At 60.9% G+C, this 15,275-nt stretch carries 14 protein-coding genes; 7 read left to right on the forward strand and 7 right to left on the reverse strand.

Features of this window, described 5'->3' with window-relative positions; genetic code table 11:
* The first annotated feature begins 922 nt into the window (after positions 1–922).
* The 4 genes from QZ292_RS03255 (at position 923) to QZ292_RS03270 (ending at position 4,248) form a co-directional block, all read left to right on the forward strand.
* Positions 923–1,525, forward strand: coding sequence for a lipocalin family protein (locus tag QZ292_RS03255; protein WP_294597772.1), 603 nt, complete (start codon positions 923–925; stop codon positions 1,523–1,525).
* Positions 1,526–1,646: 121 nt separating this feature from the next.
* The gene (gene gldE, locus QZ292_RS03260; RefSeq protein WP_294597774.1) at positions 1,647–2,990 is read left to right on the forward strand and encodes a gliding motility-associated protein GldE; all 1,344 of its coding nucleotides are present in this window, start codon (positions 1,647–1,649) and stop codon (positions 2,988–2,990) included.
* Entirely contained in the window at positions 2,959–3,624 is a 666-nt protein-coding gene (locus QZ292_RS03265; protein WP_294597777.1) for a 4'-phosphopantetheinyl transferase superfamily protein, read from the forward strand. Before gldE ends, QZ292_RS03265 begins: the two co-directional genes overlap by 32 nt.
* 33 nt (positions 3,625–3,657) lie before the next feature.
* A complete protein-coding gene (locus tag QZ292_RS03270) occupies positions 3,658–4,248 on the forward strand; it encodes a porin family protein (protein ID WP_294597780.1) in 591 nt (196 codons plus the stop codon).
* Between the two features lie 1,261 nt (positions 4,249–5,509).
* On the opposite strand, the gene QZ292_RS03275 is transcribed toward QZ292_RS03270, so the two are convergent.
* From QZ292_RS03275 to QZ292_RS03290, 4 genes are all read right to left on the reverse strand, one after another.
* The gene (locus QZ292_RS03275) at positions 5,510–6,409 is read right to left on the reverse strand and encodes a WG repeat-containing protein (RefSeq protein WP_294597783.1); all 900 of its coding nucleotides are present in this window, start codon (positions 6,407–6,409) and stop codon (positions 5,510–5,512) included.
* A complete protein-coding gene (locus tag QZ292_RS03280) occupies positions 6,406–7,278 on the reverse strand; it encodes a vWA domain-containing protein (RefSeq protein ID WP_294597785.1) in 873 nt (290 codons plus the stop codon). Before QZ292_RS03280 ends, QZ292_RS03275 begins: the two co-directional genes overlap by 4 nt.
* A gap of 142 nt (positions 7,279–7,420) precedes the next feature.
* Complete coding sequence (locus tag QZ292_RS03285) at positions 7,421–8,545, reverse strand: glycoside hydrolase family 3 N-terminal domain-containing protein (RefSeq protein ID WP_294597788.1); 1,125 nt, start codon at positions 8,543–8,545, stop codon at positions 7,421–7,423.
* Entirely contained in the window at positions 8,542–9,003 is a 462-nt protein-coding gene (locus tag QZ292_RS03290) for a hypothetical protein (protein WP_294597790.1), read from the reverse strand. Before QZ292_RS03290 ends, QZ292_RS03285 begins: the two co-directional genes overlap by 4 nt.
* 22 nt (positions 9,004–9,025) lie before the next feature.
* Between QZ292_RS03290 and QZ292_RS03295 the strand changes: the two genes are divergently transcribed.
* Positions 9,026–9,256, forward strand: a complete 231-nt coding sequence (locus tag QZ292_RS03295; protein WP_294597792.1) for a hypothetical protein — start codon at positions 9,026–9,028, stop codon at positions 9,254–9,256.
* A gap of 1,178 nt (positions 9,257–10,434) precedes the next feature.
* Here QZ292_RS03295 and rseP read toward each other — a convergent pair.
* Genes rseP through QZ292_RS03310 form a run of 3 tightly spaced genes read right to left on the reverse strand, consistent with a single transcriptional unit; the run spans position 10,435 to position 13,872 of the window.
* Positions 10,435–11,760, reverse strand: coding sequence for an RIP metalloprotease RseP (gene rseP, locus QZ292_RS03300; protein ID WP_294597795.1), 1,326 nt, complete (start codon positions 11,758–11,760; stop codon positions 10,435–10,437).
* A 24-nt stretch (positions 11,761–11,784) separates the two neighbouring features.
* Positions 11,785–13,020: a 1-deoxy-D-xylulose-5-phosphate reductoisomerase gene (gene dxr, locus QZ292_RS03305; protein ID WP_294597798.1), complete on the reverse strand. Its 1,236-nt coding sequence runs from the start codon at positions 13,018–13,020 to the stop codon at positions 11,785–11,787.
* Positions 13,021–13,872, reverse strand: a complete 852-nt coding sequence (locus QZ292_RS03310; RefSeq protein ID WP_294597800.1) for a M23 family metallopeptidase — start codon at positions 13,870–13,872, stop codon at positions 13,021–13,023.
* A gap of 77 nt (positions 13,873–13,949) precedes the next feature.
* Here QZ292_RS03310 and QZ292_RS03315 point away from each other — a divergent pair, with 77 nt between their 5' ends.
* Positions 13,950–14,168 (forward strand): hypothetical protein, encoded by a 219-nt coding sequence (locus tag QZ292_RS03315; RefSeq protein ID WP_294597803.1) that lies wholly within the window; start codon positions 13,950–13,952, stop codon positions 14,166–14,168.
* 113 nt (positions 14,169–14,281) lie between these two features.
* A complete protein-coding gene (locus tag QZ292_RS03320) occupies positions 14,282–15,202 on the forward strand; it encodes a nucleotidyltransferase (protein ID WP_294597806.1) in 921 nt (306 codons plus the stop codon).
* Positions 15,203–15,275 lie beyond the last annotated feature (73 nt).

Here is a 15,275-nt window from a genome sequence, read left to right on the forward strand (position 1 = left end):
GAAGTGCGTGTCGCACTCCCAATTGGCAGCCTCTACCCCTCTCATGCGGCTCGCAGAGCCGCGCGGGCCGGACGCCTCCCCCCTCGGGAGGCCCGCAACACGCCGCTCGCGCGTCGAAAATTGCGGTCTCTCCCGGGCGCCGACCCGCAGCAGACACAGTCAAATTTTCCACCCCTATTCGGCCTGTCGCCCATCCCCCCGAAGCCGCTATGCGGCTTGGGCGACGAGGCCGGTGACCTAAAGGTCGCAAAAGTTCTGCCCAAACTACGGCCCAAAGCCCCGCCCAATTCTCCGCCCGTTCGTCCTCGGCGCGCCGCAGTGCGGCGCCAGCGGAGGGCGCAACGAGCTCCGACGAGTTGCACTCCTCCGCCTGCCGGGGCGTCGGACTGCGCGACCCTGCGGGTCGCAAGAGCTCGACCAAATTCTCGGCCCCGTGTCCGCCTCACTGCGGCTCCGCTGTCGCTCCGCCGCATTTGCCGTCGCCCGCGGGGATTTCATCTCGATTTTGCTCACCGCCAAACGAGCAAAATCCCTCTTTAAGCGGGCGGGCGACGGGAACAAATTTTTCCGCGCGCCTTGAGCGATTCATTCTGTTTCGGCGATGAGCCGAAACAGAATGAATCGCCTTCTAAGGCGTCGGCGCGCGGTGCCTTCGGGCACTCCGACAGGGCCGCCTCTACCCCAACTGGATAGAACTGCGCTCAGGCCGCGCGGGCCCCACGTCCCGTGGACGGGCGATGCTCACGCATCGCTAAGGCAGCCTCTACCCGATTCTGTCACCCGTTCGCTGTCCGCGCACCACGTCCCGTGGACGGACAAAACTGCGTTTTGCTGCGGCAGCCGCGGCAACCACACCTCGACATAATAACCGCATTTTTGAGTATCTTTGCACACTGAGAACAAACCATTACTCCTCAGACGCATGAAAAATCGCATCGCACAGGCAGCGCTCCTCGCAGCGGCCGTCGCAGGAAGCTGGATGACCGCCTGCGGCTCCAAAACAGCACACACCGAAACCATAAACGGCCGGGTACTGGACGCCTCGATGAACACCGTCACCGTGCTGACCGACGCCGGAGAGACCCTGAGCATCAGCACTCTGAACGCCGATCCGACCAAAGTACAGAGCGTGCTGATCGACGATTCCGTCCGCCTGACCTGCCGGGCCGTCGAAACCGACGGACGTAGCGTACTCGAAGCTCAGGAACTGAACATTACGGCTCACTCGCCCTATTTCTACATTCAGGGCCAGTGGGTGGAACCGAATCCGATCGACTCGACCGCCGTACAGGGCTTCGCACTGAACGAAGACGGGACAGCCGCCTCGATCGGGATGGAGACCCTGCGGTTCGCAGGCTGGAGCCTCGCGACGCCGAAGACCCTGATCCTGACCGGCGAAAGCATCGGCAACCGCCAGACCCTTCCGGTGTGCGACACCCTGACCGTCATCCGGCTCGACGCCGACTCGCTCGTACTGGGACACGGGAACGGACATGTCGCCTGGCGGCTCGGACGGCAGAAATAGCCCGTCTCCAGCCCGACACCCCTTCCCCGCATCGGTCTCGCCGGATCCCCTCCGGCGAGACCGATCCGTTTTTACCCCCTCCGCCCCGGATCGCCGAAAAATCGCTATCTTTACCCCGATTATGGACGACTATTTTCAAGGGATCGCATTTCTCCCGTTCGACCCGCAACTGTTTTGGATTCTCGCCGCGCTCATCGGTCTGCTGATCGTTTCGGCCCTGGTATCGGGTTCCGAGACCGCTTTTTTTTCGCTCTCGCCGAACGACATCCACGAACTCGAAGAGAACGACGGCCCGCAGGCACAGGCGGCCCTCCGACTGCTCGGCGACAAAGACCGGCTGCTCTCCACCATTCTCATTACCAATAATCTGGTCAACATCGGCGCCATCCTCGCCGCCAACGCCCTAATCGACGGCATGGTGGCATTCGGACAGGCCGCCGCGCTGGAATTCATCGTCAAGGTGATCGTCGTCACCTTCCTGCTGCTGCTCTTCGGCGAAATCATGCCCAAGATCTTCGCCGCCTACAACAGCCTCTCGTTCGCCCAGCGGATGAGCGTGCCGCTCCTGTCGCTCCAGCGGCTGTTCCAGCCCCTCTCGGCCATCCTGATCCGCACCGGCAGCGTCATTACCCGGGGACTGGCCCGGAAGCAGAGCAACCTCTCGGTGACCGACCTGACCGACGCCATCGAGATCGCCGAGACCGACTCCGAAGGCGACAAAAAGATGCTCACCGGCATCGTCCGATTCTCGGCCACCGAAGTCGACCAGATCATGAAACCGCGCATCGACGTCAGGGCGCTGGAGATCGGCGCGACCTTCGCCGACGTGAAACAGACGGTCGTCGAGAGCGGCTTCTCGCGCATCCCCGTCTACCACGAAAATCTGGACGACATCCGGGGAATTCTCTACGTCAAAGACCTGCTGCCCCATCTGGGCGCCGACGCCGACTTCAACTGGCAGCAGCTGCTCCGGCCGGCCTACTTCGTTCCCGAACACAAGAAAATCAACGACCTGCTCGAAGATTTCCAGAAACGCAAGATCCACATCGCAGTCGTCGTGGACGAGTACGGCGGGACACTCGGAATCGCCTCTCTGGAAGACATTCTGGAAGAGATCGTCGGTGAGATCGCCGACGAATCGGATATCGAAAACGCCTTCTACCGGCAGATCGACGACAACCGATACATTTTCGAAGGGCGAACCCATCTGGGCGACTTTCTCCGCGTACTGGAGCTGCCCGACGGACTGCTGGACGAAGCGCGCGGCGATGCGGACACGCTGGCGGGACTGATGCTGGAGATCCGCGGCGAATTCTTCGGCGAAGGGGAGAGCGTGCGGGAGGGAGATATCGAATTCAAAGCCCTGCGGGTCGAAAACCGGCGCATCACCGAAGTCGAAGTCACCTTTCTGAAACCCGCGGCAGACGGGAACCATGACCACACCGGCGAACATCATAAAGACTAACCGCGCGATTCCGGTTCCGATCGACGGCATGGAGCTGTCCGTGTGGCTGCTCTCCTTGTCCGCCTTCACGGAGGCGGAACTTCTGACCCGGGCCCGGTTGACGGCTGCGGAACAGGCCGTGTTCGCAGCCTTTCCGAAGACAGCCGGACAACGGCGCCGCGAGTGGCTCGGGACGCGGATGCTGGTCTGCGAAGAGCTGGGCGGCCGAATCTCATACACGCCGCCCCAAGGGCGGCCCCGACTGGTGTCGCCATCGACAAAACTGGACATCTCCATCTCACACACGACAGACTGGGCGGCCGTGGCCGCTTCGACCGCAGGACGGTGCGGCATCGACATCGAACGGCTCGACCGGGACGCACGACGGGCTGCGGAACGCATTGCCGGCCCGGGCGAATCGGCCGCTGCGGAACGGATCTTTCCCGCTCAGCCGGCTCTTTGGCTCTGGTGCGCCAAAGAGGCCGCCTACAAGGCGGCAGGAGCGCCCGAAACCGACTTCGCACGCGACATCCGGCTCGAGCTGTCGACTATGGCACAACCTTTGATAATGACTGTGGGAACAGTTCGCGTGACTCTTGCCTCTTTCGTTTACGAAGAGCTGCTGGGCGTCTGCGGACTGGTTTCCGAGGGATAATTTCGATTGTAAACCTATAAAAATCTCACAGTCATGAAAAAGTCCGCTATTCTCTCTCTGGCAGCCGCCATGGCGATGATCGCAGGCGTATCGACCGCTTCGGCACAAAAAACATTCACCTGGGGGCCTAAGGTGGGGATGAACGTATCGAGCATGAGCCACACGAACATGCACGCTAAAGTCGGCTTCACGGCCGGCGTGTTCGCCGAATGCCGTCCGATCGACTGGATGGGCGTCTCGGTCGAACTGCTCTACTCGCGTCAGGGCGAGAACGACAAAGAGACCATCGACGGCACAAAAATCAAAACGCGCCTCAAGAGCCACTACCTCAATGTGCCGGTATTGGCGAACTTCTATGTGACCGAGAACCTCGCTCTGAAGACGGGGGTTCAGGCCGGTTTCTGCCTCGGCGCCCGCTCGATCACCAAGATTGACGGGAATAAGGCGAAAGAGGGGGTCGGCGACGCTTTCCACACGGCAGAAATCGCCATTCCGGTGGGCGTTTCCTACGATTTCGGGCCGCTCGTATTGGATGCCCGGTACAATTTCGGGGTGAGCCACGCGCTGAAGGCCGGCAACTCGCGGAACAATGTCTTCCAGCTGACTGCGGGGATCCGGTTCTAAAATCCTCGGACAAGTCTTAGACCGCAAAACGGAGTGCTCTGTTTTTCAGCGCACTCCGTTTTTCTATTTTCCCAACCCCCTGCAACAGCCCTCCTCCTCAAAAGACCCCGCCCCGGGCTTCCGTGGTGCCAGCTCGGGCTCTTTGGTGAATGTCGGCGGCAGCGGATACATCTGGTCGTCTGCCACAAACGATGACTGTGGCGTGAACTTGAGCATCCACACAACGGGTGTTAGTCCAAATTACTCAAACTACCGCGCCTACGGTTTTCAGTTGCGTTGCCTCTCGGAAGTGCGTGCCGCACTCCCAATTACCAGCCTCTACCTAAAGCAGCCTCTACCACCCACAGATTGGGCTGACACAGCCGCAGAAATGCGAAGCATTTCCCGTCCACGGGACGTGGGGCCCGCGCGGCCCGAGCGCAGTTCCGTCCGGTTGGGGTAGAGGCTGCCAATAAAACACCCTGTGGGTGCGCCCGCCTAAGAGGGCATATTCTGCCGATTGGCTCACCGCCAATCGGCAAGAATTGCCGCGGGCGACTCAAAAATACTAAAAACGCGCGCCGACGCCTTAAGAAGCGATTCAATTATTTTGGCTGCCGCCAAAATAAAATGAATCGCGTAAGGCGCGCGGATAAAACACGTTTATCCGATAAGCGTCGGGCAGCTGTCCGGTTGGATTCTATATCAATCTCTTTTCTTTGTCCCGCTTAGGCCGCGGAGGCCCCTACTTTCTACTATGTGGTAGAAAGTAGGCAAAGAGCACATTCAAGGGGAACTCACATCCCCCTTGAAAATCCCCCGACTCTTGTTTGAAAGAATCGCGACCCTCTTACTCCGTGCCATAATCCTGCGCCCTGCAGAGGCGCGCGGGCCGGAGCCACCCCAGGCGTAGGCCGGCAACTCGGCAAAGCTCGTTCCCGACTACGCTGGCACCGGCCCGCTCCAATCCCGCCGCTTTAGGTACTTTTCCCGCGCGCTGACGGAAATCTTATCCAAACGCGAAATGCGCGTTTGGATGATTTCCTACTTCAGCAGTCGCGCGCAGAGCGAGCATTGTTTCCACTTTTTCCGCGCGCCGGGCGATTCATTCTCTTTCGGCTCATCGCCGAAACAGTTGAATCGCCTCTTTAAGCGTCGGCGCGCGGTTGGTTTGAGGGTACTGCGCTCGGGCCGCGCGGGCCCCACGTCCCGTGGACGGGCGAAACTGCGTTTTGCTGCGGCAGCCTCGGCCCTACTCGTTACTCATACGCGCCGCGGGCCTCTATTTTAGCCGCAAACGAACACGTTCCCAAGCTTCCGGTTTCGCCTCCGGCCGCAGCACACGGGCCGTACCGTCCGCCTCGGCAGACCACGCCTCCGAATACGCCAGCCCCTCGCCCACCAGCTCGCCCCGTTCGTCCACATAACCGTATCGCCTCTCACGCCACACCACCGCAAAACCGTGATCGAACTCCCCCATCCCGTCATATTCCAACGGCACGACCGTCCGTCCCGTGCGATCCAGACACCCGTGCAGTCCGCCCCGATCGACATAAGCATACCGCGAACCGTCCCACGACAAATCATCGTACTCCGCCTCGATCACCAGCCGCCCCTCCCGGTCGATCAGCCCCATCGCCATCCCTTCGCCCACCGCGGCACGGATCGCCACCGGAGCCCGCCCCTCGCTGAAATCATCGGCCCAAAGATAACGCGCCTCCACCACCGTCCGCCCCTCCTCATCCTCGAACCCGAACCGCCCCTGCCGCACCACCAGCCGAAGCCCTTCGCACAACTCTCCCGACGTGCAGCGCCCGCCAGCCATTCCGCATGCCGCACAAGCCTCTCCCGCCTCCGGTTCGGACTGCGGCCGCCAGGCCACCGGGTAATAAGCTCCCCGCCCGTCATGCCGGAAGACATAGATCTCCTGCTCCAGCACCTCGCCATACCGGCCCGCTCCGGCCCAACCCGCCGCCGTCGTAAAACAGGTCAACTCACCGGGAGCTCCCTCCCGCGTCACCCGAAAAGTCACCCGCCCCGAACCCGCCGTATATTGCGGCTCCCCCTCACGATCCGTCACCGCCGCGATCCCCGTCAGCGTCGCCAGACGGCCCTCCGGATTGACCACCGCTTCGAGATAGTCGGTCACCGAAGGAAATAGATTCGTCCTGTCCATACTCATATCAACAAATCGGAAGTCGCCGTGCCGATATTCATCATCCGCACGAGGTCAGTCATATTGGCCCGGTAGGCCATGCCGCGCACCGCCCCGACAGCCGATCCCGAAGGGCGGCCCGTCAGCCACGCGATCTCGTCGCGATACAAATCCGGCATCGGGCTCGAAATGTCGAACAACAGCCGCGCATACCGCTCCTCGGGCAACTCCTCCGCCGCGGCCGGAAAGAGCACCGGTTCCGCCTCGGTCGCCGAGATATGCACGTTCATCAGCAACACGTTACCATCCATCGTCCCCAGCGAACACAACCGTTCGGCCGCCGCTTTCACCTCGTGCAGCGTCCCGTCGGTCGCTTCGCCGTCGGTGATGTGGATAACGGTGGGCGGATAGCACGGTTTCCCTTTATATTCGGCGCACCACGTCCGCAACAATTTCCAGACCTCGCCGAAAGCCGCCACCATCGGTGTGTTCCACTCCGCCGCCGGTTGCACCCACACCCGTTCGCGCACCACCGTAGCCACCCGGCGCCCGTCAGGCAGCGTCCGCAATCGCTGCACGTCGCACATCGCGACCGGATTGTCGGCCAGCTCCTCAGGCCGCAAAAAGTATCGGTCGCCCACCTTCGGAAGCAGCGACCGCACTTCGGAACCGGAATATCCCAGCACGGCCATGTCGTAATAGGGCTGATAGCCTCCGTCACGACGCGTGCGGGCAATCAGCTCCGCCAACAAAGCATTGATAGCCGCCGCCACCGCTTCGGCCTTGGTGGCCGCCCGACCGTTCCACCGGGTGGGTTCGGACATCGAACCGGACTGATCGACCAACAGGACGACAGCCGTCGGACACTCTTGCGTGATGCGCGCCAGATAACTCATCGCATGAAAAAAGATAAGAGACGAATGGTCGCGACAAATATACTCTTTTTTGTCGTCAACCACCGTCTCTCAAGCTCGCAAAACCGACTGATTAAGTGAAGATTAGAATCTTATCCGGCCTTAATTATATTGATTTTTATCACTAATCCATATTCCGTTTCATCTCCATAATCCGCTCATAAGCTTCCGCGATTCTCGCCCGGGGAATACGCCCTTCGCAGACCGCTCTAAAAATCAAATCGATGGTCCGAGGCGTCAAATCCGACTCGAAGACCGGCCCGTTATTGCCGACAATTATCATATCCACTCCCGCATTGATCGCCCGCTCGACCGCTCCACCCAAAGAATAGTGCTCCGCAATCGCCCCCATATTCAGGTCGTCGGTAATGACCACACCCCGAAAGCCCAGCTCGCCGCGCAGCACATCCGTCACCCACCGCCGCGACAACGAGGCCGGCAGGGTATCCACTCCGCGATGCACCAGATGGCCGACCATGACGAAATCGGCATACCCCTCGCCGATCAAGGCGCGATAGGGGGCCAATTCACGCTCCCGCTCCCACGTCCGGGTGATGTCGGTCAGCCCCAGATGGCTGTCGGCGCGCGAGCTGCCGTGGCCCGGAAAGTGTTTGAGCGACGTCCGCACCCCCTGTCGGTGCAAAGCGTCGACCCAGATCCGCGCATGCGCGACGACCTTCTCCGGGTCGGCAGAAAAGCTCCGCCCCAAAGCCCCGATAATCGGACAGGCCGGATTCACATTCACATCCACGCAGGGTGCGAAATCGACGTTGATTCCCGCCTGCCGGCAACTTTCGGCCGTCCGTTCGGCCCACATCCGGGTCGTATCGGGCCGGTCGATGCGCCCCTGATCTGCAGCCGAGACGCTCGCCGGAAACCCGTACGCCGGTTTGAGACGATTCACCCGGCCGCCTTCCTGATCAACGGCGATAAAGAGTGCGGGATGCCCCGCCTCGGCCGCCAGCCGCTGCAGGCCGGCGCTCAGCTGTTCCAGCTGTTCCGGAGAGCGCACGTTGCGCCGATTGACCGCCGACGGAACGTCGCGGTCGAAATAGATCACTCCGCCGATTCCCATCCGCTGCACGGCATCGGCCACTTTGTCGGTGACGGAAAAACCTCGGAAACCGGCGATAACCATCTGACCGATCTGCCGTCTCAACAAACTGTCGTCCGCTTGGAGCGCCCGGGCTTCGCGCGCCCCGCAGCACAATGACAACACACTGAAAAACAGGATAATTACTCTTCTCATTCCGTGAGTTTAAATCGTATGCGAAGCCGGCCGTTCCCGGCATCATAATCGGTGGAGATAATGCGCAGGGGGCTGATTTCAGCCGTATTGGAGACGTGTTCGCCGATGCAGAGGCAGCGGTCGTAATCTCCGACCCGGACGACGCGCAGCTCTGCCGCCCCGATCGCCTCGGCAGGCAGACGCGACAGGTCGAACTCGGCGGCTGCCGCAGCATACGGAATCGACTCGAAGGTCACCTCCAGCCGTCTGGCAATCTGCTCGTTGACAGTCTGTTCAATCCGATCGGTCTCCTCTGCGGTCAGGTTGCGCCCGACGTTCCGAAAGTCGAAATCGACTTTCGATTTTTTCCGTTCCAGATGGGTGGTGACGGGCCGGCCGCACCGGAACATCCGCCCGACAGTACCGCTCAGCAGGTGCTCGGCGGTGTGCATCTCACGGGGATATACTTTTTCACTCATATACCGGAAAAATGGTTTAGCGGTGAATCCGAACCGGGGCAGTTGCCCGTGTCTGTCTCGCCCCGCCCCGGGCTTCCGCGACAACGATAGACAATTCGGTTTACTATGGCGCTGCGGCAGTGTCGGGTATATCTGGTCGGCTTCGACCGAAGGTACACAGGGTATCACTTTGGGCTTTTACGTGACGTACCTCAATCCGGCCAATGCCGATCATCGCAGCCGCGGTCTTCAGTTGCGTTGCCTCTCGGAATAAACGGACGCAGAGACAACCTTAGCGATGCGCAAGCATCGCTCCGTCCCGCCGGGGTCACCCGGACGCCGCCCGCGCAGGGCAGTCCCGTCCGGTTCGCAGCTCGACAGTCGCCCGCACGCCTAAGAAGGCATATTCTGTGGGTTGGCACCCAGCCAACCCACGAGAATTGCCGCGGGCGACTCAAATTGGGGTAAACACGGCCGGCCTTCGAGTGCCGAGCGGCACCGCACCGACGCCTTAAAAGGGAAATCGTCAAAATGCACCTGTGCGTTTTGACAAGATTTCCCATAGGCGCGCGGACAAGAACCACGGACAAGAACAAGGTCGAGCCCCTGCGGTTCACAGAGCCGCGCGGGCCGGACGCCTCCCCCTCGGGAGGCCCGCAACACGCCGCTCATGCATCGAGAATTGCGGTCTCTCCCGGGCGCCGGCCCGCTCCTGCTCTGCCCGATTCTCCGCCCGTTCGTCCTCGGCACGCCCCCTCGCGCCGCTTTTGCGTCGCTCTCGCCGAAGACGGCGATTCCGCAGGAATCGCGCTACTCGCTCTCCGCCCCGTGTCCGTCTCACTGCGGATCCGCTGTCGCTCCGCCGGTGCCGACGGGCACTCCGAAATAAGCCGCCTCTACCCTAAGCGCGCTGGCGGAAATCTTATTCAAAAGCGAACAACGCTTTTGAATGATTTCCTACTCCAGCAATCGCGCGCGAAGCGAGCTTTATGCACGCCGGGGCAATTCAACCGTCGCCCGCTGGGATTTCATCTCGATTTTGCTGTCGCAAAATGAGCGAAATCCCTCTTCAGGCGGGCGGGCGACGGATTTTTCGTGCGCCTCCTAAGGCGTGACACGCGGAGCTCTCTTTGTTCGCGCGCCGGGCGATTCATTCTCTTTCGGCTAACCGCCGAAAGAGTTGAATCGCTTCTCCAGGAGGCGGCGCGCAGTGGTTTGAGGGGACTGCGCTCGGGCCGCGCGGGCCCCACGTCCCGTGGACGGGCAAAACTGTGTTTTGCAGCGGCAGCCTCTACCCCAACCGGATGGAACTGCCCTCGGGCCGGGCAGGCCCCACGTCCCGTGGACGGGAAATGCTTCGCATTTCCACTTTTCTGCTCTGCCCAATTCTTCGCACCGTTCTCTATCCGCGCCCCCTCACGCGCCGCAAGACTTATTATGTGGGAGCCGCAACTACTTAAAGATCAACTTAAGAATATCGTTGCCGTTGGCGAGAATAATGATACCGAAGACGATGATCATCCCGACCACCTGAGCACGTTCCATAAACTTGTCGCTCGGCGCACGACCGGTGATCATCTCGTAGAGGATAAAGACCATATGCCCCCCGTCCAGCATCGGAATCGGCAGGATGTTCAGCACCGCCAGCATGATCGAAATCAGAGCCGTAATCTGCCAGAACGCAGCCCAGTCCCAATACCCCGGGAAGATATTCCCCATCGCGATAATCCCCCCCACCGACTTATAAGCCTCCGTATCCGGCGAGGCGATGAGTTTCAGCTGTTTGAGGTAGCTTCCGATCGACGTGAACGCCCTCCCCGTACCGACCGGGATCGACTCCCAGAACGAGTACCGCCGCGTGCTCACGGTATAGAGATCGGTCACCGAGACCACCCCCAGCCCCACGCCGATCTGCCCCGCATCGCTGACCGGCACCGCCGCCGTCATCGGCTCGCCGCCGCGCACGAAAGCGACCTGAAGCGTATCCCCCTTGTGCTGCATGAAGGTATCGCGGAACTGGTCGAACCACCGCATCGGAACCCCGCCGACCGCCACCAGCGAGTCTCCCGCCATCAGCCCCGCCGCCTCGGCTCCGCCGCCCTCCGCCACACGTCCCACCACGAACGGAACCCGCAGCATGATGAACTCCTTGTCCTTAAGCATCGCCTTGATGTGCTTCGGATCGATCACCACCCGCACCGGCGCGCCGTCGCGTTCGACCGTCACCTCGCGCACGTCGTCCAGCAGAATCTTCGCCGGCACCTGCATGTAGTTGTCCACATACTCGCCCCCCACCGAAAGTATCTTGTCCCCGTTACGGAAGCCGACCTCCTGCGCCACCTCGCTGAAGGCGAAACCGTCGGTCACGTCTTTCGTCTTGATATAAGAGTCCCCCCAGGCATACGTGATCCCGATATAGATCCCGATGGCCAGCACGATGTTCATCAAGACCCCGCCCACGATGATCAACAGCCGCTGCCAAGCCGGTTTCGAGCGGTATTCCCACGGCTGCGGTTCGCTTTTGAGCTGGTCGGTGTCCATCGACTCGTCCACCATCCCCGCGATCTTGCAGTAGCCGCCGAACGGCACCCATCCCATCCCGTACTCCGTCTCGCCGATCCGGAACTTGAAAATCGAGAACCACGGATTGAAAAAGAGGTAGAATTTATCGACCCGGGCGTGAAAAATTTTGGCAAAAAGAAAGTGACCGAACTCATGCACCAGCACCAGCAGCGAAAAGCAGACGATCACCTGACATACCTTGATGAAAACCTCCATGCGTATAGAACCTTATTTTTTCGATTATCCTTCGATGACCAACTCCGGCAGCAACTCCCGCCGGACATACTCCCTCACCCGGGCGTCGTACGCCTCGTAATCTTCCAGCGTCCGCACGGCCCTCTCCGTGCACAATCCCCCGCCCGGAAGCGAAGCCTCCAGCGCCCGACGCACCACTTTATATATATCGGTAAACCGGATGTGTCCCTCCAGAAACTCCGCCACAGCCACCTCGTTGGCCGCATTCATCGCACAGCCGCCCCCCTCGCCGTAGCGTCCCTCCAGCACCTCGTAAGCCAACCCTAAGGCCGGATACTTCGCCTCGTCCGGCGCCTCGAACGTCAGACTGCCGCACAAGGCCGGTTCGAAAGCCGCCGCCCCTTTGACAGGCAGCCGGTACGGGAAAGTCAGCGCGTATTGGATCGGCAGCCGCATGTCCGGCATCCCCAGCTGGGCCTTGAACGCCCCGTCCTCGAATTCGACGAACGAGTGCACCACCGACTGCGGATGCACCGCCACGCCGATCCGGTCGGCCGGCAGGTCGAACAGCCACCGGGCTTCGATCACCTCGAACCCCTTGTTCATCATCGTGGCGCAGTCCACCGTAATTTTCCGCCCCATCTCCCACGAAGGATGCCGCAAGGCATCCGCCGCCGTCATCCGGCACAACTCCGACAACGGCGTATCCCGAAAAGCCCCGCCCGAAGCGGTCAGCACCAGCCGCCGCACCGACGATGCGTGTTCGCCCACCAGACACTGGAAAATGGCCGAGTGTTCCGAGTCCACCGGAATGATCGGCGCCTGACACCGCCTCGCCTCCTCCATGACCAGTCCGCCCGCCACCACCAGAGTCTCCTTATTGGCCAGCGCAATCTTCTTCCCGGCCCGGATCGCCGCCAGCGTCGGGGCCAGCCCCGCAAATCCGACCATCGCCGAAACGACGGTGTCCACTCCCGACGAGACCACCGAAGCCGCCGCCGCATCCGCCCCCGCATACACCTTGACGGGCAGGTGCGCCAAAGCGGCCGAAAGCGGTTCATAATAGCGCTCGTCGGCAATCACCACGGCGTCAGGCTCGAACTCCTCCGCCTGCCGGGCAAGCAGCTCCCAGTTCCGATGGGCGGCCAACATCTCGACCTCGAAGAGCTCCGGATAAGCCCGCACCACATCCAGCGTCTGCGTCCCGATCGACCCGGTCGAACCGAGCACGGCCAGCCGCTGGCGCCGCTTGTCGTTCGTATGTTCCCCTGTGCCTGCCACTTAGAATACGATATAATTCTCCGGATCGACCGGCGTCCCGTTGTACCAGAGTTCGAAAGTCAGGTGCGGTATCTTGTTGTCGATCAGCCGGTCGGTCACCGCCACCGGCTCGCCCGCCCGGATATGTTCGCCGGTGGACTTCATCGCCTTGGCGACCTGTTTGTAGACCGAGACCATGTTCCCGCCGTGCTGCACCACGACGATATTTCCGGTCTCCGGATTCCAGGCATCCAGGATGACCGCGCCGTCCAGCACCGCCAGCACGACCTGATTGGGCGCCGGAGCGATCTCCACGCCGAACATGCCGTTCTTGGGCGAAAAGGGCCGGGTGATCACCCCCTTGACCGGCGGCAGCATCTCGAAGGTCACCTCCGACCGGGAGCGGTCTTCGTCTCCCTCGCGCAACCGGTAGGGCGACTCCTCGCCGGTCATCTCGGCCCGCAGCACCGAGTCCAGTCCGATCCGGGCCGAGACGGTCCCCTTCACGCCCTGTCGCCGCAGGGTGTCGGCCGCGTCGGGCGACAGCACCTGTCCGTCCAGAATCTTGGCCAGCCGGGCACGATAGCCCTCCCACCGTCCGACTTCGGCCGACAGGGAGTCGAGTTTCATGATGTTGGCGATCAGCGCCTCGCGGGACTTGCTGCCGGGGTAGCCCGGGATCAGGTCGAGCACGGGCGTATAGGCCACGGTGGCCAGCACGACGAAAAACAGAACGAGCAGCAGCGCCAACCCGGCCAGCACCAGACTGATCCGGCTGATGAAAACATGCCATATTTCCCGCCCGGTGCGGACATTCCGCAGCGACAGCTTGTTCCGCTCGCGCAGGTAACCGACGATATCCTTAAGTTTCATAAACGAGTTTAAGTTATGCAAAGATAGGTTTTTTCCGCCGATTCCGGGCGTCCGGTTTTTCGTTTGTTCTGTACTTTATGGACACGCGGACGGCCATTCCCGCCCCGGGCTACCGCGATGCGGGCAACAACAAATTGTTCGGTGCACTGGGCAATACCGGCGGCGAAGGCTCCGTCTGGTCATCCACCACGCTCAACGCCTACAGCATATACCTGGGCTTACACGCATCATGGCTCCGACCCTGCAACGCATACAGCCACGCTTTCGGTTTTCAGTTGCGTTGCCTCTCGGAATAAACGGAAAAACGACACGCCCGTCCGACGCTTTTTCCGGCGAGGGGGGTGGGATAATTCGGAGGAAATAGTATATTTGTAGGGTCAACCCGAAAGAACAAAACTTACAAAAAGATATGAAACCCACTCTTTTAGTACTTGCAGCCGGGATGGGCTCCCGATACGGATCGCTCAAACAGATGGACGGCATCGGGCCGAACCGGGAGGCGATCATCGACTACTCCGTGTACGACGCCATCCGGGCGGGATTCGGGAAGGTCGTTTTCGTCATCCGCAGCAGCTTCGGCACCGAATTCAAAGAAGTTTTCAACCCGGATCGGTTCGGACACCGGATCGCGGTGGAATATGTCTTCCAGGAGCTGAACTCGGGCCTGCCGGTGGGATACGCCGTACCGGAGGAACGCGAAAAACCGTGGGGAACGAACCATGCCCTGATGATGGGCGGGACGGTGATCGGCGAACCGTTCGCGGTGATCAATGCGGACGACTTCTACGGTCAGGACGCGATTGCCCGGATGGGGGCTTATCTGGCGGCGCTGCCGGAGGGCTCGGAGGGGGAATACGCGATGGTGGGATACGAGGTCTGCAAGACGCTGTCGGAGAACGGAACGGTATCGCGCGGAGTATGCACGATCGACGGGGATGGATATCTGGAATCGATCGTCGAACGGACGAAAATCGAGCGACAGAATGGTCAGATCGTCTACATCGAAGCGGACGGAACGCATCCGCTGGCCGAAAACACGCCGGTGTCGATGAATCTGTTCGGCTTCACGCCGGACTATTTCCGCCACTCGACGGAGTTCTTCCGCCGGTTCCTCGATGACGCGTTGCAGTCGGGAAATCTGAAGGCGGAGTTCTTCATCCCGCTGCTGGTGAACAAACTGGTGTCGGAACATGTGGCGAAACTGAAGGTGCTGCACACCACGAGCGACTGGTTCGGGGTGACTTACAAGGAGGATCGGCCGGCAACGGTACAGCGGGTCTTGGACTTGATCGAGGCGGGGGTCTATCCGCGAAACTTGTGGGGTAAATAATCGTTTCGCTCTTTGCATCAGGAGGGTACTGTTCTCTTTGTGAACAAAGAGAACCAGAAAAACTTTAGAGGAT

Origin of the sequence: uncultured Rikenella sp. (assembly GCF_910577125.1) — a bacterium.
Taxonomy (GTDB): Bacteria; Bacteroidota; Bacteroidia; order Bacteroidales; family Rikenellaceae; genus Rikenella.